Source organism: Chryseobacterium sp. 3008163 (genome assembly GCF_003669035.1).
Classification (GTDB): domain Bacteria; phylum Bacteroidota; class Bacteroidia; order Flavobacteriales; family Weeksellaceae; genus Chryseobacterium.
Map to the genome: position 1 here is coordinate 4319641 of NZ_CP033070.1, position 21397 is coordinate 4341037.

General features: G+C 32.1%; 20 protein-coding genes. 12 read left to right on the top strand and 8 right to left on the bottom strand.

Features of this window, described 5'->3' with window-relative positions; translation table 11 throughout:
• Nucleotides 1-3: 3 nt before the first annotated feature.
• The 4 genes from EAG08_RS20015 to EAG08_RS20030 all read right to left on the bottom strand — a co-directional run bounded on the left by EAG08_RS20015 (nt 4) and on the right by EAG08_RS20030 (nt 5451).
• Entirely contained in the window at nt 4-1467 is a 1464-nt protein-coding gene (locus EAG08_RS20015; protein ID WP_129536984.1) for a phytoene desaturase family protein, read from the bottom strand.
• A 1-nt stretch (nt 1468) separates the two neighbouring features.
• Complete coding sequence (locus EAG08_RS20020) at nt 1469-2143, bottom strand: MarR family winged helix-turn-helix transcriptional regulator (RefSeq protein ID WP_129536985.1); 675 nt, start codon at nt 2141-2143, stop codon at nt 1469-1471.
• A gap of 163 nt (nt 2144-2306) precedes the next feature.
• Nucleotides 2307-3680 (bottom strand): T9SS type A sorting domain-containing protein, encoded by a 1374-nt coding sequence (locus tag EAG08_RS20025; protein WP_129536986.1) that lies wholly within the window; start codon nt 3678-3680, stop codon nt 2307-2309.
• Between the two features lie 361 nt (nt 3681-4041).
• Complete coding sequence (locus tag EAG08_RS20030) at nt 4042-5451, bottom strand: tetratricopeptide repeat protein (RefSeq protein WP_129536987.1); 1410 nt, start codon at nt 5449-5451, stop codon at nt 4042-4044.
• An 825-nt stretch (nt 5452-6276) separates the two neighbouring features.
• Between EAG08_RS20030 and EAG08_RS20035 the strand changes: the two genes are divergently transcribed.
• From EAG08_RS20035 to EAG08_RS20060, 6 genes are all read left to right on the top strand, one after another.
• Nucleotides 6277-6906, top strand: a complete 630-nt coding sequence (locus EAG08_RS20035; RefSeq protein WP_129536988.1) for a TetR/AcrR family transcriptional regulator — start codon at nt 6277-6279, stop codon at nt 6904-6906.
• 86 nt (nt 6907-6992) lie between these two features.
• Nucleotides 6993-8099, top strand: coding sequence for a DNA polymerase III subunit gamma/tau (gene dnaX / locus EAG08_RS20040; protein WP_129536989.1), 1107 nt, complete (start codon nt 6993-6995; stop codon nt 8097-8099).
• A 282-nt stretch (nt 8100-8381) separates the two neighbouring features.
• The gene (locus EAG08_RS20045; RefSeq protein ID WP_228446666.1) at nt 8382-8696 is read left to right on the top strand and encodes a hypothetical protein; all 315 of its coding nucleotides are present in this window, start codon (nt 8382-8384) and stop codon (nt 8694-8696) included.
• Nucleotides 8697-9076: 380 nt separating this feature from the next.
• Nucleotides 9077-10159, top strand: a complete 1083-nt coding sequence (locus EAG08_RS20050; RefSeq protein WP_129536991.1) for a chorismate mutase — start codon at nt 9077-9079, stop codon at nt 10157-10159.
• A 105-nt stretch (nt 10160-10264) separates the two neighbouring features.
• Nucleotides 10265-11191 (top strand): ribosome small subunit-dependent GTPase A, encoded by a 927-nt coding sequence (gene rsgA / locus EAG08_RS20055; RefSeq protein WP_129536992.1) that lies wholly within the window; start codon nt 10265-10267, stop codon nt 11189-11191.
• Between the two features lie 331 nt (nt 11192-11522).
• On the top strand, nt 11523-11939 hold the full coding sequence (locus EAG08_RS20060) for a nucleoside-diphosphate kinase (RefSeq protein ID WP_129536993.1): 417 nt from the start codon (nt 11523-11525) through the stop codon (nt 11937-11939).
• 352 nt (nt 11940-12291) lie between these two features.
• On the opposite strand, the gene rpe is transcribed toward EAG08_RS20060, so the two are convergent.
• On the bottom strand, nt 12292-12942 hold the full coding sequence (gene rpe, locus EAG08_RS20065) for a ribulose-phosphate 3-epimerase (RefSeq protein ID WP_129536994.1): 651 nt from the start codon (nt 12940-12942) through the stop codon (nt 12292-12294).
• Between the two features lie 325 nt (nt 12943-13267).
• A complete protein-coding gene (locus tag EAG08_RS20070) occupies nt 13268-14344 on the bottom strand; it encodes a M28 family peptidase (protein ID WP_129536995.1) in 1077 nt (358 codons plus the stop codon).
• Nucleotides 14345-14396: 52 nt separating this feature from the next.
• On the opposite strand from EAG08_RS20070, the gene EAG08_RS20075 reads away from it, so the two are divergent.
• Nucleotides 14397-15104, top strand: a complete 708-nt coding sequence (locus tag EAG08_RS20075) for a DUF4294 domain-containing protein (RefSeq protein ID WP_129536996.1) — start codon at nt 14397-14399, stop codon at nt 15102-15104.
• Nucleotides 15105-15126: 22 nt separating this feature from the next.
• Here EAG08_RS20075 and EAG08_RS20080 read toward each other — a convergent pair whose 3' ends face one another.
• Together EAG08_RS20080 and mnmD are read right to left on the bottom strand one after the other, a co-directional pair.
• On the bottom strand, nt 15127-15543 hold the full coding sequence (locus tag EAG08_RS20080) for an NUDIX domain-containing protein (protein WP_129536997.1): 417 nt from the start codon (nt 15541-15543) through the stop codon (nt 15127-15129).
• Between the two features lie 134 nt (nt 15544-15677).
• A complete protein-coding gene (gene mnmD / locus EAG08_RS20085) occupies nt 15678-16352 on the bottom strand; it encodes a tRNA (5-methylaminomethyl-2-thiouridine)(34)-methyltransferase MnmD (protein ID WP_129537303.1) in 675 nt (224 codons plus the stop codon).
• An 84-nt stretch (nt 16353-16436) separates the two neighbouring features.
• On the opposite strand from mnmD, the gene EAG08_RS20090 reads away from it, so the two are divergent.
• The 5 genes from EAG08_RS20090 (at nt 16437) to EAG08_RS20110 (ending at nt 21366) form a co-directional block, all read left to right on the top strand.
• Complete coding sequence (locus tag EAG08_RS20090; protein WP_129536998.1) at nt 16437-17510, top strand: branched-chain amino acid aminotransferase; 1074 nt, start codon at nt 16437-16439, stop codon at nt 17508-17510.
• 308 nt (nt 17511-17818) lie between these two features.
• Entirely contained in the window at nt 17819-18331 is a 513-nt protein-coding gene (locus EAG08_RS20095) for an FKBP-type peptidyl-prolyl cis-trans isomerase (RefSeq protein WP_129536999.1), read from the top strand.
• 79 nt (nt 18332-18410) lie between these two features.
• On the top strand, nt 18411-19448 hold the full coding sequence (locus EAG08_RS20100; RefSeq protein WP_228446892.1) for a peptidylprolyl isomerase: 1038 nt from the start codon (nt 18411-18413) through the stop codon (nt 19446-19448).
• A gap of 949 nt (nt 19449-20397) precedes the next feature.
• A complete protein-coding gene (locus EAG08_RS20105) occupies nt 20398-21006 on the top strand; it encodes a hypothetical protein (protein ID WP_129537001.1) in 609 nt (202 codons plus the stop codon).
• Nucleotides 21007-21093: 87 nt separating this feature from the next.
• Nucleotides 21094-21366 carry a hypothetical protein gene (locus tag EAG08_RS20110; protein ID WP_129537002.1) on the top strand — a complete coding sequence of 91 codons (273 nt, stop codon included), beginning with the start codon at nt 21094-21096 and terminating at the stop codon, nt 21364-21366.
• Nucleotides 21367-21397 lie beyond the last annotated feature (31 nt).

A 21397-nucleotide genomic window follows, 5' to 3' on the forward strand; every position in this document is an offset into this window, starting at 1 on the left:
TGGTTATTTGGTGGCTTCGATGGCTGCAATTTTTCCCGAAATAATTGACGGTGGAACTCCTGGTCCCGGAACCGTCAACTGTCCGGTATAGAATAAATTGCTTACTTTTTTATTTCTTAATGAAGGTTTTAAAACTGCCGTTTGAGAAAGCGTGTTCGCCAATCCGTATGCATTTCCTTCATAAGCATTATAATCTTCTTTAAAATCTTTGATGCAATAGCTTTTTTTATAATCCAATTTTGATTTTAAATCAGATGTTTCAGTGTGTTTTTCAAGTCTGAGAATCATTTCATTAAAGTATTTTTCTCTTACTTCTTCGCTATCTTCCAATCCAGTTGCAACCGGCATTAAGAGAAAAACATTTTCACAATTTTCAGGAGCGACATTTGGGTCAGTCTTAGATGGACAGCACACATAAAATAATGGTTTTGTAGGCCATTTTTTATCATCGTATATTTCGGTGGTATGCAAATCCAGATCATTTTCAAAAAACAAAGTGTGATGTTTCAGATTTGGAATTTTTTCGTTAAATCCTAAATAATAAATTAAACATGAAGGGGCGAAAGTTCTTTTTTTCCAGTAATCTTCCGTATAATTCCTGTATTCTTTCGAAAGTAAACTGTTTTCTGTGTGATGATAATCTGACGATGCGATTATGCTGTCAAATTCAATATCTTTTCCATTCACAGAAACGGCAGTAGCTTTATTTTGATTGATTTTTATTGAATCTATATTTGAATTTAGATGAAATTGAACCCCTTGTTCTTTCGCTACATCTGCCATTGCATCAATGATTTTTGAAAATCCGCCCATCGGATACCATGTTCCGAGTTTATAACCACCGTAATTCATCAAACTGTATAATGCGGGAATGTCTTTCGGGGCGGCTCCCAGAAAAATTACTGGGAATTCCATCAACATAATGAGTTTTGGATCTTTAAAATATTTTCTGACAAATTTGTGGAAATTGGATAATAAATCAAGTTTTAAAGCACTCTTAGCAATCTTTGGAGAAACAAATTCGAACCAGGAATGACAAGGTTTGTTGACGAAATCTTTCATCCCGACTTCATATTTGTATTGAGCATCTTTCATAAATTCATCCAGCTTTTTGCCTGCGCCTTTTTCTGTAGATTCAAAAAGATTTTTCATCTCTTCATAATCATGAGGAATCTGCATGTTTCCGTCCGAAAAAACCATTTCAAACTGCGGATTTAGCGGAATTAGTTCAAAAAAGTTTGACGTTTTTTTACCAAAATCTGAGAAGAAGTTTTCAATAATATCCGGCATCCAATACCAGCTTGGGCCCATATCAAAAGTGTAGCCCTTATCTGTAACAAATTTTCTTGCTCTTCCACCTAAACTGCTGTTTTTTTCAAATACATGAACTTCGTGACCTTTCTGCGCAGAGTAAGCAGCAGCCGACAATCCTGAAAATCCTGAGCCTATGATTGCTATCTTACTCATATTAATTATTTTCAAATGTAAAATCTCTATAAACGGTGTTTATAAGATCTTTGCTGTCAATATTTTTGTTATAAATAGGATGATGGAAATGATCCAGTTTATTTAAAATCCGAATCAAGTCGATTTTTTCTGAACGAGTAAGATTTCCTGAAACAATTTTTGTAGCCTGACGAATCTTTTCCATTTGATTTTCAAGAGCTTTCAAACCTTTTTCTGTTATGTGAATTAATTTGATTCTTTTATCTTGTGTAGAATCATCTTGCACAATCCATCCTTGTTTCAGAAGTCGATTGATCACAAGATTTCCCACAGGTTTATCGTGAATGTTTTTTTTAATTAAATCGATTTTAGACATTGTCCCAAATGATTTAAGGGTAATTAAATAAATAAAATCTTCCTGAGTAGAAAAGTCAGAATCTGAAATTGCTGACTTTGAATATGTTTTTGCATATCGATTAAGGTGTACTAATAAGGTGCTGATGGCACTTTCTGCAGTTCTTCCGTTTTCTTTTCCTTCCCAATCTGTGTCGTTATCTTGTATTGATTGTTTTTTAGATTCCTGATTAAAAATCCAGGTTTTAAAGCCTTCAATGGTTGATGGATAATCTGAATTGGTATTATTCAAATTAAATTCCTCGAGAAGAGCTACAGTATCTTTTACTAAATCAATATTCATTTCATTAAATTTAATTGTTTATAAATATACTATTTTTTAATTTAATAGTTTATTTATGTATTGTTTTGTATCAAAAATGATTCCATAAAGTGATGATATGATTTATTTTCAAAAAAAATAAGACTCTGCACGCAAAGTCTTATTCTCCTAATTCTAACTAATTCTAAACTATGATATGAAATTTATTTTTAATGATTTTTTTAGTTGTAGTCTTTCCTGTTGATGTTTTGATAGTTACGAAGTAAACTCCTGTTGGTGCGTTTGAAATATCTACTTTCTCAGCATCGTTTTTAGATTTAATTATTCTTCCAACGGTATTGGTAATTTCAACAGATTTTATTTTGTCATCCCCTTTGAAATATATAATTCCTGTAGTAGGATTTGGGTATATAGCGGAAACTTCTTTTCTAGTATCACTTACTGATAAAGCAGATAACGAAATTCTTTTCACTCTTGTTGAACCCTGTGAGTATGCTAAAACCAAGTAATTATTGGTAGAATCTACGAACAAATCATTATAAGTAACCTGTCCATCCGAAACAAAATCTCCTCCTAATGTAGACCAGGTATTTGATGTGCTGTCAAATTTATAAACCGTATTTCTTAAATGATTTCCGTCACTGCTATCCCATTGACTTGCCACAACGTAAGGATTGCCGCTTGAAGTGACGGCAATCGCAAGATGCTGTACAGCCTTCAATGAAAAATTAGCGTTACCAACTTGTGACCAGGCAGTACCGTTCCACTTTTTCACATTGATTTTTCTTCCGAGAGCAGAAGTAGATATATAAGCTACATATATATTATTACTGCCATCGATTGCAATATCAGAAGTGTATTGCTCCCCCGAAGACGAAGCATCTACAATCGCACCTCCCAGTATTGTCCAGGTATCTGTAGAGGTTGCAGTAGTTGAGTTTTCATAAACTCTTACTCCACTTAAGACATTACAGGTGTATACTTTATTATTTGTACCGATAACCATCTCTGCAAAAGTAGCACCGCCAGAAAATCCTGCATTTCCGACTTGTTCCCATGTATTATTTACTAATCGTCTTACTGTTCCGGAACCATCTGAAGCATAGGTGAATAAAGTGTTGGTTGGTGATACGGCAGATGCATGATAATTAACTGCATTGGTTGTAGCACTTGTCAAGGGCGACCACGCATTGCCACTGAATTTACGAACCTCTAATCCTGTACCCTGATTAGTATAAAAAACATTTCCTAAAGCATCTATTGAAAGGGAGTTGTAAAGAGCAGTACCTGAAGTTATTCCTGGAGCTCCTCCAAGATATGACCAAGATGATCCATCAAATTTTTGTACAGAACCTTTCGCCACAGAACCATCATAGTATGATAAAAAGTAATTTCCGGAAGCATCAACTACCAAATTATTGTAGCTAGAATTACCTGCAGAGACATTGGCTGATGCACCTACATTTTCCCATTGCTGAGCTTGTAAAGAAATAAAATTTAGAATAACCCCACAGGCTAAGAGTGTTTTTCTAAATGTAAAAAAGGAGTTTTTTTTCATGGTAACAAATTTTAGATTTTTATAATTATTGTATTACTTTTTTAATTTTCAGGAATGAAAAAAGATGGACAAATCTTACATGAAGAATGTTTAACAAATGTATGGTGTTGAATGATGAAACAGAAGAATTTTGAAGAATTTAAAATGAAATCAGATACTCATTAGATACTCCATGAGCTATAAGCAAGATTGATGATTAATTTGCAATATAGGTTGTGCGAATTTTTAAATAATAATTAAGTTTTTAATTTAAAATAATGTGTCCAAGATCTAATTGTTTCGTAATGAAATATTAATAAAAGAAATCCATTATCATTTATTAAACGACAATGGCTTTTTACATTGAAAATTTTTAAGCTTATTAAATATTATCTATAAATTGATAAATGTCATCGTTCGCAGGAATTTCCAATTTTTTTCTTAATCTGTACTTTTTATTCTGAACGGTACGAGTTTCTATAAAAGTATACTGAGCAATTTCTTTAGTTGTTAATTTGATTTTCAGAAGTGCACAAAACTCAATTTCAGATTGTTGTAAATCAGGATTAATTTTCAATAATTTATTAGAAAACAGCGGGAAAATATTTTCAAATGCAAATAAAAAAGATTCATCTTTATTTTTCACAAGATTGATGAGATGCTTGTATGTTTCTTGTAAATTGAGATCTTCTGCTTTTTTGCTTTTTCTTTTATATTTAAAAATAATAAACCCGAAAGTTCCTATAAGAACTGCAAAAGCAATAATCCAAAATACAATTTTTTGAGAATCTTTTTGATTGTCCTCAATTTTCTCTTTTTCAATTACTTTTTGAAGCGAATTGTATTTACTCTGCAGAATATTCAGATCCAATTGCTTTAATTTTTGCTGGTAATATTCTGCACTGTCTATCTTTCCTGTCTTATTATAAATTTCCTGTAAAGCAGTATAGATATTACTTTTATTGAGTTCAATGCCGTTTTTTTGACTAAAGAAAAGCGCTTTATGAAAATTTGAAATTGAATTTTTATAATCACCTCTGTATTTCATTACTTCTCCCAATACAATATGATTGGAAACCATTGCCTTGTCATAAGGAAGTTCTATGGGCGTTAATTCCATAGATTTTTTCACGTAATAATCAGCAGAGTCTATATTGTATTGAATGTAAATATTAGCAAGATTTGAATAGTTTAAATATTGAAAATCAGAATATTCCTTAGGATTTTTAAGTTCTTTTCCCGTTGCTATTTCTTCAAGAATTTTTTTTGCAGCCTTTCTCGGCTGATTGATATCCAAATAAATATTTGAATAGCTATTCAGGATATTGGCTTTCGCATAAAATATTTTTTTTGACTTCGACTGGTCTTTTTGCAGAATCTCATAAGCATTATTTAAATATATAATAGCCTTATCATGAAAGTTATTGATGGAGTAGGTTTCTGCCAAATAAACATTGGCCATTGCTTCGTAATAGGCATCTTTGAATTCACGGGATTTTTGCTGTAAATTTTCTGAAGAAACAATGAGACTGTCCATTAGATTTTTGCTGTAGAAATAACGACATTTTCTATCAAGTAGCTTCATCTCAGAAAGTGAATCTTTCAGACTGCGTGATTCTATTAATAAAGGTTCTAACTGCTGATAAGCTTTATCAATATTGCTTGTGAATAGTTTTGAATTTGTAGAAATCTTTTGTCTTAATTTTTCTATATGCGCAGATTGCTGAGCTTTTAAAGAAAAACTCGAAGTTAATATAGAAAAAAATATAAATTTCAGCAAAAGCCTTCTCATTCTAGTGTATTAGATTATGATTTTAATAGATTTTTGTGAAGTGTGGTGCTAATTTAGTTAAAAAATGAATTTATTTATATAAAAATGCTAGGTAATTCTATCTTAAGTATTAGAAATAAAATATACAAATTAATGAAGATGAATTATGCTTTTAAAATTAGAGTACCAATATTTTTAAACTCTGAAGCATCATTAAATATGTTTAACTTTGAAATATTATCTTTAAACTATTATTAGTCAATAACCAATGTTTTATTGTGAAATAGTAAAAGATGATTTATATTTGTATAAAATTTGCTTATTAAATTTCATAATCAAATCATTTTTTCGGTATGTAATTAATGATAAACTGAATAAATTGTGTTTTAATTTTTCATGAATGTGGAGTTTTTCACATTAAATAAATAAAAAAGCACTTTTGAAATTACCTTTATTTGGTACAGTTTTAGTTATACAAAAAAATATTTGCACATAAGAGATTAATATGTAAATTTACTTAAGCAATTTTCTCAAAATGGTGAATCATAATCGTTAAATTATAATGATAACTATTTTTTGATAACTTTGCTCCTCACACCAGGTAGATTACACTTTTTTATGAAATAAATATTTAGAGTTAAGCCAAATCCAAAACAATATTAATATCGTACTTATTATAAATCTTTTCAAAAAAGTGGGAAATTCGTATAATTTCTACAAGCTTTTTTATGAGAAGAGTAATATTTAAAAGAAAATGAATAGTCATTTAGGGTTCAATACTCTTAATTCCTATTGATTTCGAATTAAAAATAATTAATTGCTTAATGCAGTTTTAAATAATAGACGATGCCTAGAAAAGTTGTACAAGGTCCTATCAGGGATAAAGAGAAAACCAAACAAAAATTGCTTAACGCAGTTGGGAAAATTTTGAAAACTAAAGGTTATTCAGGATTAATGGTTAGTAAAATTGCGGCCGTTGCCGGTTTCGATAAAAAATTAATATACGAATATTTCGGAAGTACTGATAAGCTTATTGACGAGTATATCAGATCTCAGGATTATTGGAGTAGAGTAGACGAAAAAGAGCTGAATGTAGATCTTTCAGACGGTGGTAAGGAGATGTCAAAAATTGCTTTGCTTAATCAATATGAAAGTTTAAGAAAAAACAAAGAACTACAAAAAATTATCGTTTGGGAACTTTCTGAAAACCGCCCTATTCTTAAAAAATTATTCGAACAACGTGAAGAAGTGGGTGAAGGTTTATTCACAAGCATTACAGATCCACATTTCGGCGAAAAATCTGACGAGTACAGAGCAATTACAGCGTTGCTTGTAGCAGGAATTTATCACTTGAATCTCTACACTGCACACAATGGAACGACCTTCTGTGGAATAGACACAAAATCTGAAGACGGTAGGAAGAAAATTGAGAAAGCTATCGTTGATATTATAGATTTCGCTTATCAGAAGAAATAATTATTTTCTAAAATTTTGACTTTGCATACAGCTAAATTTGAAAATTTATACTTTCAAATTAGAACAATATTTCTTACTTTTGGGCTATGGAAAACTTTATAGTATCTGCAAGAAAATACCGCCCCCAACAGTTTGACACCGTTGTTGGGCAATCACATATTACAGATACTTTAGAGCATGCTATAGAAGAAAATCAGTTAGCTCAGGCTCTGCTTTTCTGTGGTCCTCGTGGAGTAGGTAAGACGACTTGCGCAAGAATTTTAGCTAGAAAAATTAACGAAAAAGACGGTTCTGTTTCAGAAGATGGTTTCGCATATAATATATATGAGTTAGATGCTGCATCCAATAACTCTGTTGATGATATTCGTGAATTGATTGATCAGGTGCGTTTTGCTCCGCAGGTTGGTCAATATAAAGTATATATTATTGACGAGGTTCATATGTTGTCATCCGCAGCATTCAACGCCTTTCTGAAAACTTTGGAAGAACCGCCGGCTCATGCAATTTTTATTCTTGCAACGACTGAAAAGCATAAGATTATTCCTACCATCTTGTCTCGTTGTCAGATTTATGATTTCAAAAGAATTACAATTCTTGATATTCAAAGTCATTTAAAAGGTATTGCTGAAAAAGAAAATATTAAATATGAAGATGATGCTTTGTATTTAATTGCTCAAAAAGCAGATGGAGCATTAAGAGATGCACTTTCTATTTTTGACAGACTTTCTACGTTTTCACAGAAGAATATTACGTTGGCAAAAGCTGCCGAAGTTCTCAATATTTTAGATTACGATCAGTATCTTAAAATTGTAGATTTTGCTAAAGAAAATAAAATTCCTGAAGTTCTTTTTGCTTTTAATGAAATAGTAAAACGAGGATTCGACCCGCATATTTTTATTGCAGGTTTAGGAAATCATTTCAGAGATTTAATGATGGCTCAGAATGCTTCAACAATTGATTTAATTGAAGTAGGAGAGCAGACCAAAACGAAATTTGTCGAGCAGGCTCAGAAATGGAATGCCCAGCAATTAATCGATGGAATTGAGATTTGCAATCACGCAGATATTAATTATAAAAATTCAAAGAACCCAAGGCTTACCGTAGAAATTGCTTTGATGCAATTGGCTTCTCTCACTGCAGGTGGAGATGTTGCTAAAAAAAAAGTTTATAATATTAGCTCCCTTTCTTCATGAAAAGCAGGAAGTGAAATTACCTTCAAAAATCGAAATTGAAGAAAAAAAGAGGAAGTAATTGTAAAACCTCAGAATACTGAACAGCCATCTGCGGAAATAACTATTAAAACTGCTTCAAAACCTTTATCAAGACCGAAATCTTCATCAGGTTTCAGCATCAATTCTTTTATAAATAAAGAAGAAAAACAAGAAGTTGAAGAAATCGTTGCCGTAACAAATGATAATTTACAAGAACATCATTTCACAGAAACTGATCTTCAGTCTGAATGGAATCTAATGTTGATGAATCTTCGTGCAAAAGATCCCTTTGTATTTAATGCAATAAAGTCATTCAAACTTGAAAAGATTGATGAGAAAATGATTCAGGTTCAGTACCCGTCAGAGTCTGCAAAAGTGGAATTTGACAAAATAAGTGGCGAATTTTTCAATCATTTTAAAAGAAAAGTAAATAATTACGCAATCAAAATTGAATACAAACAAGATGTTCAAAATCTTAAGATTGAGGTACTTACAACCAAGAAAAAGTTTGAAAGGTTTGTAGAGATTAATCCTTTATTAAAAGATCTTGATGATTTAATGAAGTTTGATTTAACTTAATTTTATATCTTTGTCAAATATTTGTGCTCAAAAATATTTTTTTGCCAAATTTAATGACTTATAAAAAACTAGAAATAGACAATTCTTACGATTAAAGTGGAAAAATTATTATTCCCATATCTGTCTAATTTTACACCTGCTAATTTCTTTAGCAGTTATTTTAGTTTTGCTACTATTTATTATAGAAATTTCAGAAACTATTATCGATTTTATTGGTATAGCTAACTAAATTTCTTTCTCAAAAAATTCGGGAAAATCTATTATTTTCCCATCCCCAATTTCATTACATTTTTGTACCCATTTTTTGAAAAGAATTATAAATTAACTTTATAAGGCTTTGTCATTGAATATAAAATTTAAATAAAATAATACTTTACAATATGAACTTAATAGATTTAAAAAACGACTGGATCAACGAGTTTCCCCAACCGATGATGATTGCAGGACCATGTAGTGCTGAAAGTGAAGCTCAAATGCTTGAAACAGCAAAAAGAATTAAAGATACCAATGCTCAGGTTCCAATTTTCCGTGCAGGAATCTGGAAACCGCGTACGAAACCAAATGGTTTTGAAGGAGTTGGAGTTATTGGATTAAATTGGTTAAAAAAAGTAAAACAAGAATACGGATTTAAAACCGCTACAGAAGTTGCCAATGCGCATCACGTTGCAGCAGCTTTGGAAGCCGATGTTGATATTCTCTGGATTGGTGCAAGATCAACAGTAAATCCTTTTACTGTTCAGGAAATTGCAGAAGCTTTGAAAGGAACTAAGAAAACAGTTTTGGTCAAAAATCCTGTAAATCCGGATCTAGCATTATGGATTGGGGCTTTAGAAAGGCTTTTAGGACAAGATATTAAAAATTTAGGTGTCATTCACCGTGGTTTTTCAACGTACCAAAAGACAAAATACAGAAATAATCCCAATTGGCAGATTGCTTTAGATTTTAAAAGTCAATTCCCGAATATTCCAATGCTCATCGATCCTTCGCATATTTGTGGTAACAGAACCGGTTTGGCGGATATTACGCAGGAAGCTTTAAATGTTGGTTACCAAGGAGCTATCATCGAATCGCATTCTAATCCGGATGAAGCTTGGAGTGATGCTTCTCAACAGATTACCCCCGAAGTTTTGGCTGAATTGATTTCAAACTTAAAAGTGAGAAATTCAGGAATAGCTGGTTTCGATAACGAAATGGGAAGACATAGAACATTGATTTCTGATCTTGATTTCCAAATGATAGAACTGCTTTCTCAAAGAATGAAAATTTCAGAACAAATAGGAAAGCTGAAAAAAGAAAATGATATCGCCATCTTCCAGCCGGAACGTTGGAAAGTAATCACTGAGTATGCCATCCAAAAGGCAAAAGAAACAGGAATGTCTCAGGATTTTATTGAAAAGGTTTTCAAAGCGATTCATGAAGAATCTATTGAAAAGCAAAATAATATTATGATCGACAGAAAATAAAAGTAGGAAATAGGTCTAAGGATTTAGAATTGAAAATTGCTTCTTAATAGCTCAAACTAAATCCTTTTACCTAAATCCTAATTCCTTATATTTGCACTCATATATATGAAAGGAAAAATCATTAAATCTACAGGAAGCTGGTATCAGGTTTTGGAAACAGGAACCGATAAAATTTTTGAGGCGAGAATTCGTGGTAAATTCAAGCTGATCAAAACCAGACTGACCAATCCTCTTGCTGTGGGTGATTTTGTTGAATTTCAATTGGAACAGGATGATATTGCATGGATTACGAAAATCGATCCACGTAGAAATTACCTGATCAGGAAAGCCGTTAACCTTTCTAAAGAAGCACACATCATTGCTTCAAACATTGATATAGCTTGTTTTATATTTACCTTAAAACATCCTGAAACATCTTTCGGTTTTCTGGACCGTTTCCTTGCTTGTTGTGAAGCTTACAACATCAAACCACTTATTCTTTTCAATAAAATGGATGTTTTGAATGAGGAAGAAATAGAAGTGGTAAAAGATATTCAGTTTTTGTATCAGGAAATTGGTTATGACAGTTTAGAGATTTCATCTTATTCTAAACTTAATCTGGAAGGTTTACAAGACCTTCTAAAAGACCAGACTTCTGTATTTTTCGGTCATTCCGGATGTGGTAAATCTACTTTAGTTAACGCATTGCAACCTGATCTAAATCTACGTACATCAGAAATTTCAGACACTCATCTTAAAGGTAAACATACAACTACTTTTGCTCAGATGCATTTTTGGCATTTCGGTGGAAATGTAATTGATACTCCCGGTGTGAGGGAGTTTGCAATGATTGATATTGAAAAAGAAGAAGTTCAGCACTATTTTCCTGAAATATTCAGAAAGAGAAAAGAGTGTAAATTTCACAACTGTATGCATATCAACGAACCAAAATGTGCCGTTCTTGATTCTTTAGAGACGGGTGAAATTCAACATTCACGATATTCTACGTATATCAAACTGATGGAGGAGGCTGAAGAAAATTCTCAAAACTAAATTTTACTGCTTTAAAAATTCATTGTGAGTTTGCTTTATTGATTCGAATTGAATCGATAATTTATTTGCGTCTTAAGATTTGTATTTCCTTATTGCGAAATATATAATAAAATCATTGGATTATTATAAATACAAAACCCAGCCGAAGCTGGGTAAAAACTAATAACCATGAAAACTCAAATTAAACATGAGAATCGAATTTATAGTTGCAATTTGTGTGCCAAAAATAGATGTCATATTTCTTAATAAATGTTATTTTGTGTTAAAATTAAATTAAAATTATATTTAGATATTTTTCGTAATTTTGTGCCATTAAAAAATATATACATTTATGTCTAACATTACATTCACTATGATTAAGCCTGATGCAGTTGCTGATGGGCACATCGGAGCTATTTTAGGGAAAATTTCAGAAGGAGGTTTCAAAATCAAAGCTTTAAAATTAACTCAGCTTACTGTTGCTGATGCTAAAAAATTCTACGAAGTACATGCTGAAAGACCATTTTATGGAGAATTGGTTGACTTCATGAGTTCAGGACCAATTGTTGCTGCAGTTTTGGAAAAAGATAACGCAGTTGAAGATTTCAGAACTTTAATTGGTTCTACAAATCCTGCTGACGCTGCTGAAGGAACTATCAGAAAAATGTTTGCTAGAAGTATCGGAGAGAATGCTGTACACGGATCTGATTCTGATGAGAATGCTCTTATCGAAGCACAATTTCATTTTTCAGGAAGAGAGATTTTCTAATCAAAACTCTTAAAAATAAAAAAATCCGGAAATTTTCCGGATTTTTTTGTTTTAAGTAATTAATTGAAATTTTTCTGCCATTTCGTCATTAAAAATATTTCAATCAATCATAATATGATTATAGTTTTTAATTAAAATAATAATAAATAATTAAAATTATGTTATCAATTTCGCAAAAATGTTTTGGTATAATTGTTTAGTTTGTGTAGAAACATTGTTATTGTGAAAAATTCTTTGTTTTACGGGTGGTCTTAATCTTGAAAAAATCAGAACTTTACATTAGTTAAAACAAGATAAATTAACATCAAAATAGAAACTAACAAACCTTAGTGCTTTCAAGCAGTTTTTTGATTTATACTTTTAAAAGCTCTATTGTTCTTTCCGGACTTTCGGCTGAAAAAACTGCATTGCCTGCAACTAAAACGTCAGCACCCGCTTCAAACAATTTAGAAGCATTATCTAAATTTACACCGCCGTCAATTTCTATTAAAGCTGTAGAATTATTGCTTAAAATTAAATCTTTAGCCTCTGCAATCTTCTTATAGGTATTCTCGATAAATTTCTGACCACCAAATCCCGGATTTACACTCATCAATAAAACCAAATCTACATCGGCAATAATATCTTCAAGCATTAAAACAGGCGTAGAAGGATTAAGTACAACACCAGCTTTCGCGCCTTTGCTCTGAATTAAATTAATAGTTCTGTGAAGATGTGTACACGCTTCGTAATGTATAGAAACTAAATCTGCTCCGTATTCAATGAATTCTTCAACATACTTTTCGGGTTCTAAAATCATTAAATGCACATCTACGAATTTTTTTGCATGTTGCTGAATGGTTTTCATCACGGGAAAACCAAAAGATATATTGGGAACAAATCTTCCGTCCATCACATCAACATGTAGCCAATCGGCTTGAGAATTGTTGAGCATTTCGATATCTCTTTGCAGATTCCCGAAGTCTGCGGATAATAGGGAAGGAGCGATGAGTTTAGTTTTCATTTTTACTTATATTTCTTTTACTTTTTAAAATGGATTGACAAATAGAAAATAATACGAAAATATGCCTAAGATCAATATCGCTTCTATGATTGCTAGCTTAATATTATTTATTTTAATTACCAATAATCTATCAATGACAAACAATATTAGTGGAACAATACTTATAATTAATAGTGTTTCAAGAATCATATTGTAGGCAGATCCTATTTTTGGAGGATTAAAAATTTTATATATCATTAAAAATAATACGTAGGCGAAAAATAATGTCGCTATAATTGACACAAAAGTTGGCTTTCGTATTAAATGACTGAAAAAACTTTTCATCTTAATGATACTTCAGTTTCATTTCCGGTGTAATCTTCAATAATGTTTCGTAGATTAACTGAATCACATTTCCTACATCTTCTTTTGAAACCATTTCTACTGTAGTATGCATGTATCTTAAAGGCAATGAAATCAATGCGCTTGGTACACCTCCGTTCGAATGTGCAAACGCATCAGTATCTGTTCCTGTAGCTCTGCTTGCAGCAGCTCTTTGGAAAGGGATTTCTTTCTTTTTTGCAGTATCAATAATCAATTCTCTGATCACATGGTGAACGCTTGGTGCAAAGAAAACTACCGGGCCATCACCACATTTCTGATCGCCTTCTTTTTTCTTCTCAATCATTGGAGTTGTCGTATCATGCGTAACATCTGTTACAATAGCAATATTTGGTTTGATGGTATCAGCGATCATATCTGCACCATACAAGCCAACCTCTTCCTGAACGGAATTGGTAATATATAAACCAAACGGAAGTTGTTTTTTATTCTCTTTTAAAAGTCTTGCAACTTCAGCAATCATAAACCCTCCGATTCTGTTATCCAAAGCTCTGCAGACAAAATAACGGTCATTCATTTCGAAAAACTCGTCAGGATAGGTAATCATACATCCAACGAAAATTCCTAAATCTTCAACTTCCTGTTTTGTAGTTGCACCGCAATCAATGAAAATGTTTTCAATTTTTGGTGTCGGTTCGTTTTGGTTTGCGCTTCTTGTGTGAATAGCAGGCCATCCGAAAACTCCTTTTACAATTCCTTTATCACCATGAATATGGACGATTTTTGAAGGGGCAATCGTTTGATCAGAACCTCCGTTTCTGATAACATAAATCAATCCGTCATCTGTAATATAATTGACATACCAAGAAATTTCATCAGCGTGAGCTTCAATCACCACTTTGAATTCGGCTTCAGGATTAATGATTCCGTAGCAGGTTCCGTAATGATCTACCTCGATTTTATCAACGTATGGAGTGATGTAATCCATCCAGACTTCCTGACCTCTGTGTTCGTATCCGGTTGGTGATGAAGTGTTTAAATATTTTTCTAAAAATTTCAAAGATTTCTTCTCGAATTTCATATTTGAGGAATGATTTTTGTAGTTAAGTTTCGTTATAATACGTGTAAAAATAATGAAATTTCATAAAATCACCTTTCTTTTTCTGTTCTTTTTTGGTGTTGCTGCATTCGGGCAGCAAAGGGATTCTATTATTGCTAAACCATTGAATCAATATCCACCAGAATTATTAAAAACTGATGAATTTGGCAATAAATATTATTATGATGAAAGTCAGAAGGCTAAAATCTATGAGATTAACGGTGAGACTGTAGTGGTGATGGATGAATTGGTTTTGCTTAATAAACCTAAGTTTAATAATCAATTGGATAAGAATTATTATTTCTTCCTAAATAAAAAATTATATAGAGTTTATCCATTATTCCTAACGGCATTGCAGCAATACAGAGATATTCAGGTTGAAATGAAGATTATGGATACCGCAGCTAAAAGGAAATATATCAAAGACCGTCAAAATATGCTTGCAGATCAATATGAAAAGCAACTAAGAGATTTAACGACAACAGAAGGTCAGGTTTTTGCAAAATTAATGAACAGAGCAACCGGCAAAAATGTTTTTGAAATCATTAAAGAAATGCGTGGTGGCTGGAGTGCTTTCTGGTGGAATGTAAAAGGTAAATTGGCAGATATCGATTTAAAAGACCGATACAATCCACATAAAAATAGAACCGATGAATTTTTAGAATCTCTATTGCAATCCAATTGGAATTCCGGTTATTTGCAACCTTATCCCGGAGCTAGAGATTTTAAAGTTTCAAAATAATAAAAATTCCTGTAAAAATATTTTACAGGAATTTTTCTTTTAATTTTTCAAAAACAATTTTATCAACCGGTAAGGTAAAAGGATTTACTTCTGTATCTATAGGAAGCCATTCTGTTTTTTCTATGCAAGGGTCGAGAATCAGAAAATCTTCTTCATTGGTAATTTTCACCATATAATATATAGTAAGAAGTTGCTCATTTTCTCTGAATCTGGAAACTAAGAAATCTTCCTGCGTGTAAAGATGTTCTACGATATCTATTTTTACGTTGAGTTCTTCATCAAACTCACGGTGAAGACATTCTGTTAATCCTTCTCCGAATTCCAATCCGCCACCAGGAAACTTTAATAAAGGTTGTCCTGCATATTCTTCAAAAAGCGTGAGAACTTTATTGTCTTTTACTGCACAGGCATAAACTCTCACGTTAATCTTATCAATCATATGTAATATTTTGTAAAGCTAAAATAAGGAAAATAGTTAAAAGTTAAGAGTTATCAATTATGAATTATGAGTTTTCAAAATATGTAATTTTTATTTAGATTACCAACTATAACTAATAAGACATCATTCATCACCTATAACTTTATGGCATTGATCATTTCTCTTTTTCCCGGTGGGCCTTGCTTTTTTTCCACATTAAAATTAAGTTCTTTCAGAATTCTTCTCACACTTCCTTTTGATGAATATGTTGTTAACAATCCGTTGATACTCATTTTATCTGAAACCATCTCAAATAAAGGCTTTTCCCAAAGGTCAGGCTGTACTCGTGCGCCAAAGCAATCGTAATAAACCAGGTTAATCTTCGGTAAATCAATGTTTTTCAGGTCAAAAAAGTCACATTGTATCTTTTTTAAATTAAAACCCTTAATGATTTCTTCTGATTTCTCCCATTCAGTTTGATGAATTTTTTGATAAATATTTTTTAATTCTGGGTTATCAAAAAGGTCGAAGTAGGCTAAATTTTCGATCTCAGATTCATTTATCGGGTATTTTTCGAGTGTAAAATAGTTGATAGTATGATTTTTGTCAGTTTTTAAATATTCATTAATTGTCACCAAAACATTTAAACCTGTTCCAAAACCGAGTTCTAAAATGTTAATTTCGTAATCATTTAATAGATTTAATCCGTTTTTGATAAACACATGTTCGGCTTCTTGTAACGCACCATGGTGTGAATGATAGTTTTCATTTAATTCATTGATAAACAATGTTTTACTTCCGTCGTTTGTGGTTCTGATTTCTCTTTCCAAAGTATTTTTTTTCAAATTTAATGTAAAATTTTTATATTTGAAAAATTATGTTAAATTTGTGGAACATCATAAAAATTTTAAGAAATGATAATTCAAAAAACAGAAAACTCTAGAATTTCTACTTTCGATCCCAATAATTTTTCGTTCGGAAATACTTTCAGTGATCACATGATCATCTGTGAATATGAGGATGGTAAATGGGGCGATGTGAAATTGGTTCCTTATGGTCCCCTTTTGTTTACTCCTGCGATGATGGGTGTAAATTACGGACAGGCTTGTTTTGAAGGCATGAAAGCTTACAAAGACAATGACGGACAGGTTTTCCTTTTCAGGCCCGAAAAGAATTTTGAGCGTATCAATAAATCTGCAAAACGTTTGGCAATGCCAGAAGTTACCGAAGAAATATTTTTAGATGGTCTTAAAGCATTAGTAAATATGGATAGAGAATGGATTCCTCAAGGTGAAGGTAATTCTTTATATATCAGACCACTAATTTTTGCTACCGAAGAGGCTTTGAAAGCAAGAGTTGCCAATAAATATATGTTTGCAATCGTGGCGACACCTGCAAAAATGTATTATACAGAACCTGTATCTGTGAAAATTTCTGATCATTATTCAAGAGCAGCAAGTGGTGGAGTAGGTTCGGCAAAAGCAGCCGGAAACTATGCAGCTTCTTTCTACCCAACTCAGTTGGCGATGGAAGAAGGTTATGATCAAATCATCTGGACAGATGATGCTACTCACGAATATTTCGAAGAAAGCGGAACAATGAATGTTTTTGTAAGAATCAACGATACGATTTTTACACCTCCCACTTCTGAGAAAATCTTAGACGGAGTTACCAGAGACAGTTTCATTCAGTTGGCTAAGAAAAGAGGTTTTGAAGTAAAAGTAGAAGCAATAAAAGTAAAAGATGTTGTTGAAGCTCAGAAAAACGGAACTTTGAAAGAAGTTTGGGGAGTAGGTACAGCGGTTGTTACAACGGTTTTTCAGGCCTTGGGTTACAATGGCGAAAAATTGGAGTTACCAAGACTTTCAGACGAAGAAAGTTTTGCAGTGAGACTTAAAAATGATTTAGTTGATTTACAGACCAACCATTCAGAAGATCCTTTCGGATGGAGAGTTCTAGTTGAAAAAGATGTTTTAGAAACAGCTTAATTTCAATCAATTTAATAATATATACAAAGCCAGGATTTTTTCTTGGCTTTTTTTAATTTAAATCTAAAAGTTTAAATTTATTCTCTCTCATATCAAGCTGATTAAGCAGATTTTCATCTAACTGTATTTATCTGCGTAATCTGCAAAATCAGCGAGAACCAAAGAATGTTTTTATTAGTTCAAATTTATTTTTGATATTTAGAAACATTCGACATTTTAAAATTTCAAAAAAATATTAAAACTTTATTTTAATAAATTCCTCAAGTTTTGTTAATCATTCCCGAAATGCGTATTTTCGCAAAAGTTTTATGAAAAAAATACTTCTCATCTCCGCATTAGGACTTTTAAGCTGTAAAAGAAATGCCCCACAGGTGCATCCTCCGGTGGGTGGTGTATTGAGCCAGAGTGATCTTGATGTTTCCAGAAACAGAATGAAAAATCTCAATACTTTAGAAAGACAGCAGATTCAGGATTGGGTGAATAGTCAGGATATTAAATTTTATCCTACTCAGCTTAATTACTGGACGACCGTAGAAGGTTTTGACAAAAGACAAAGAAGACCGGATGATTCTCCGATTTCGTATTCTTATGATCTGTTTGATTTTGATCAGACTAAAATTTATGACAAATCTATTCAGAGAAACGATGCGAGATTCGGGCATTTTGATGAGTTGAAAGCAGTAGAAAATGCTTTAAGATATATGAATGACGGGGAAGAAGTAACGCTTCTTGTACCATCAACATTAGCTTACGGTACTTTTGGAGACGAAAATAAAATAGATAACGATATTCCTTTAATTATAAAATTAAAAGTTCTATAGAATGAAATTGTTTAACAAAAATATAATTCTGGCAGCAGCAAGTGTTTCGCTGCTAAGTTGTACACCAATTTATAAGAAAATGAACGTAGACAAAGAAACTTACGAAGGGCTTAAAGACGGACTTTATGCTAATCTACAAACTACAAAAGGTAACTTGATTGTAAAGTTTGAAGACAAAAAATCACCAGTGACTGTGGCTAACTTTGTTGGTCTTGCAGAAGGTAAAATTGATAACAAATCAAAGGCAAAAGGTGTTCCTTTTTATGACGGAACGATTTTCCACAGAGTAATCAAAGATTTCATGATTCAAGGAGGAGATCCTCAGGGAACAGGAATGGGAGATCCCGGATATAAATTTGAAGACGAGAAAAACGACCTTAAACATACAGGAAAAGGTATTTTGTCAATGGCTAACTCTGGACCAAACACCAACGGTTCTCAGTTCTTCATTACTGAAATTGCTACTCCTTGGTTAGATGGCAGACACACAATCTTCGGAGAAGTTGTAAAAGGTGATGATGTGATTGATGCAATTGCTGTTGTTGAAAAAGGTGCTCAGGATAAACCAAAAACTGATATCGTACTTGAAAAAGTAAGTATTTTCAGCAAAGGAGATGAGTACAAAGGTTACGATGCGGCAAAAACTTTCACTGAAGGTAAAGCTAAAATCGCTGAAAACAATAAAGCTTTCATCGCTAAAGAAGAAGCTGAAAAGAAGAAAAAGGAAGAAGAGTTCAAAGCAAATCAGCAGAAAATGGTTGATGATGCAAAAGCAGGAATGCAGGTAACTGAATCTGGTCTTTACTACAAAATCACTAAGAAAACTGAAGGAAAAGCTCCTAAAGCCGGTGATAATATTTCTGTACATTATGCAGGTAAATTAGTTGACGGAACTGAGTTTGATTCTTCATTCAAAAGAGGTGAACCTCTTGAGTTTCCTGTAGGAACTGGAAGAGTAATCAAAGGTTGGGACGAAGGTATCCTATTATTAAAAGAAGGAGAAACGGCTACACTTTTGATTCCGCCGGCAATGGCTTACGGAGAAAGAGTTGCAGGAGGAGTTATCCCAGCAAATGCATGGTTAATATTCGACGTGGAATTGGTAAAAGTTCCTTAATCGAAATTGATATAAAATAATGAAAGCCGTCTCGTGAGAGACGGCTTTTTTGATGAAGTGGATTAATTTATATGACCGCTTTCTTTGTGGTTTAATTATATATTTTTTGCCAAGAATGAATAAATTTTCATAATTAAAATCAAATGAGAATTCCATTTAAATGAAAATATTTAACGATTAAATTCGTGAGGTAGTAGTTGTTTTTTTATTGTTTGCTTCAAACCCAAAATGTGGAAAATGTTAGTTTTGTAATTTAATTAATTGATATATAGGGTTGTATACATATTAGGATTACCGTTATACGTTTCTGCTTATTAAGATAGAACTTTTAGTAATAAGATGTTTTTTTTCATATAATTAAAATTTATCATTTTTCAATACAATAGCTATAATGTTAATTAAATTAAAAATTGCAATGTTAATAGAACAACGCTATAGTAAGGTTATGTACTATTTCTGAAAACATTGAGATATTTCCCCCTCCCCCCACTAAATTTTTAAACAACTTATCTCCTGCCGTCTGTCTTAAAAGTGAGAAGTATAATTTTTATTCTTCTCTTCTTTAAGAGTCAGACGACGAAATAGAAAATTAACAAGTCAAGGATTTTTTTTAATAGATTATCTGGATTGTGCATTGTTTTCTTACCCAATATATTGCTAAAGTTTGATTTTCCACGTCCCATGAATTTTAGTTTTTGTTATCTTAAAATAGGATATACTTTATGATTCCTTGCTAAGCTTTGCCATTGGGAATATTTTTATGAATTCAAAATAAAAATACATTTAGTTGCAATAACTTATTAATAATAAGCACCTTAAATTCTTATCGTTCTTCTTTAGCGTATCTCTGTAGTATGTTTATTTATGTTGACAAAGCATCTGTAGCGTATCTCTTTTCTTTAGTTCAGGTAAAAATTAGGCTAATGTTGCACTTTGATTAAAAGGTAAAATGTATTTAAAGAAAAATGGTAGCAGTATAAAATATGCATTTGGTATGCGTTTTTTGCTATGCTGTATTTTTTATAATGCACATAATACAAATGCACAAGTCTTTGTAGGAAAGAACACGAGCCTAAATATAAAAGACAGCATTCCTTTCAATATGCAGAATGAAAACAGTACAGCGCTATTATATATAGCAGAAGAAGCGACCGTATATAATGTAGAGGAATTATCCAATGTCAAAGTTGTTATTCCTTCCAGTCAGGTTTTACAAATACCTTCAAAAACTTCTTTAGCAAAAACTGTAGAAAAGACTGAAAAAAGAAAAACACGAAAATTGGTTTCAAAAAGGGATGATAAAGTTGAAATCCGTATATCCAAGGATGAAAATCATTCCATAATTTCCAGTGGTTATGCAGGAAAAATTGCTGTTATTACAACCAGTACTTATAAGGCAAAAGAAGTAATCTTTTGGGAGGAATATAGAATGCTTCCGGTATTATTGAAAATTATTTTTGATGAAAATTATACAAAAAGTGAATTAATTGAAAGAATAATTCTTTCAGGAAAACACACTCGCCCTCCTCCTTTTTTTAATGATGGCATATTCACATAATTAAAAACACAATTCAATATATCAACTCATGGAAAAGAGTAATTGTAAAGCTCTTTTCCTTTTTATAAATTAAAATTATCAAACAAAATGAAAAATAAATTTTACATATTCTTTGCATTAACGATCGGTTCGTTAGCTTTCGGTCAGGTGGGTATTAACACACAAAACCCACAGGGGATTTTCAATATAGATGGTGGTAAAAATAATGCAACCACAGGAACCCCAACTGCAGTACAGTTAGCTGATGATTTTATTGTAACCGCATCAGGATCTACGGGTATTGGGACATCTCCTGTAGCATCTGCTCTTTTGGAACTTAATGTGAGTCAGCTTGCTACAGGAAGCAAAAAGGATTTTTAGGGCCAAGAGTCCCTTTAATACAATATAAAGA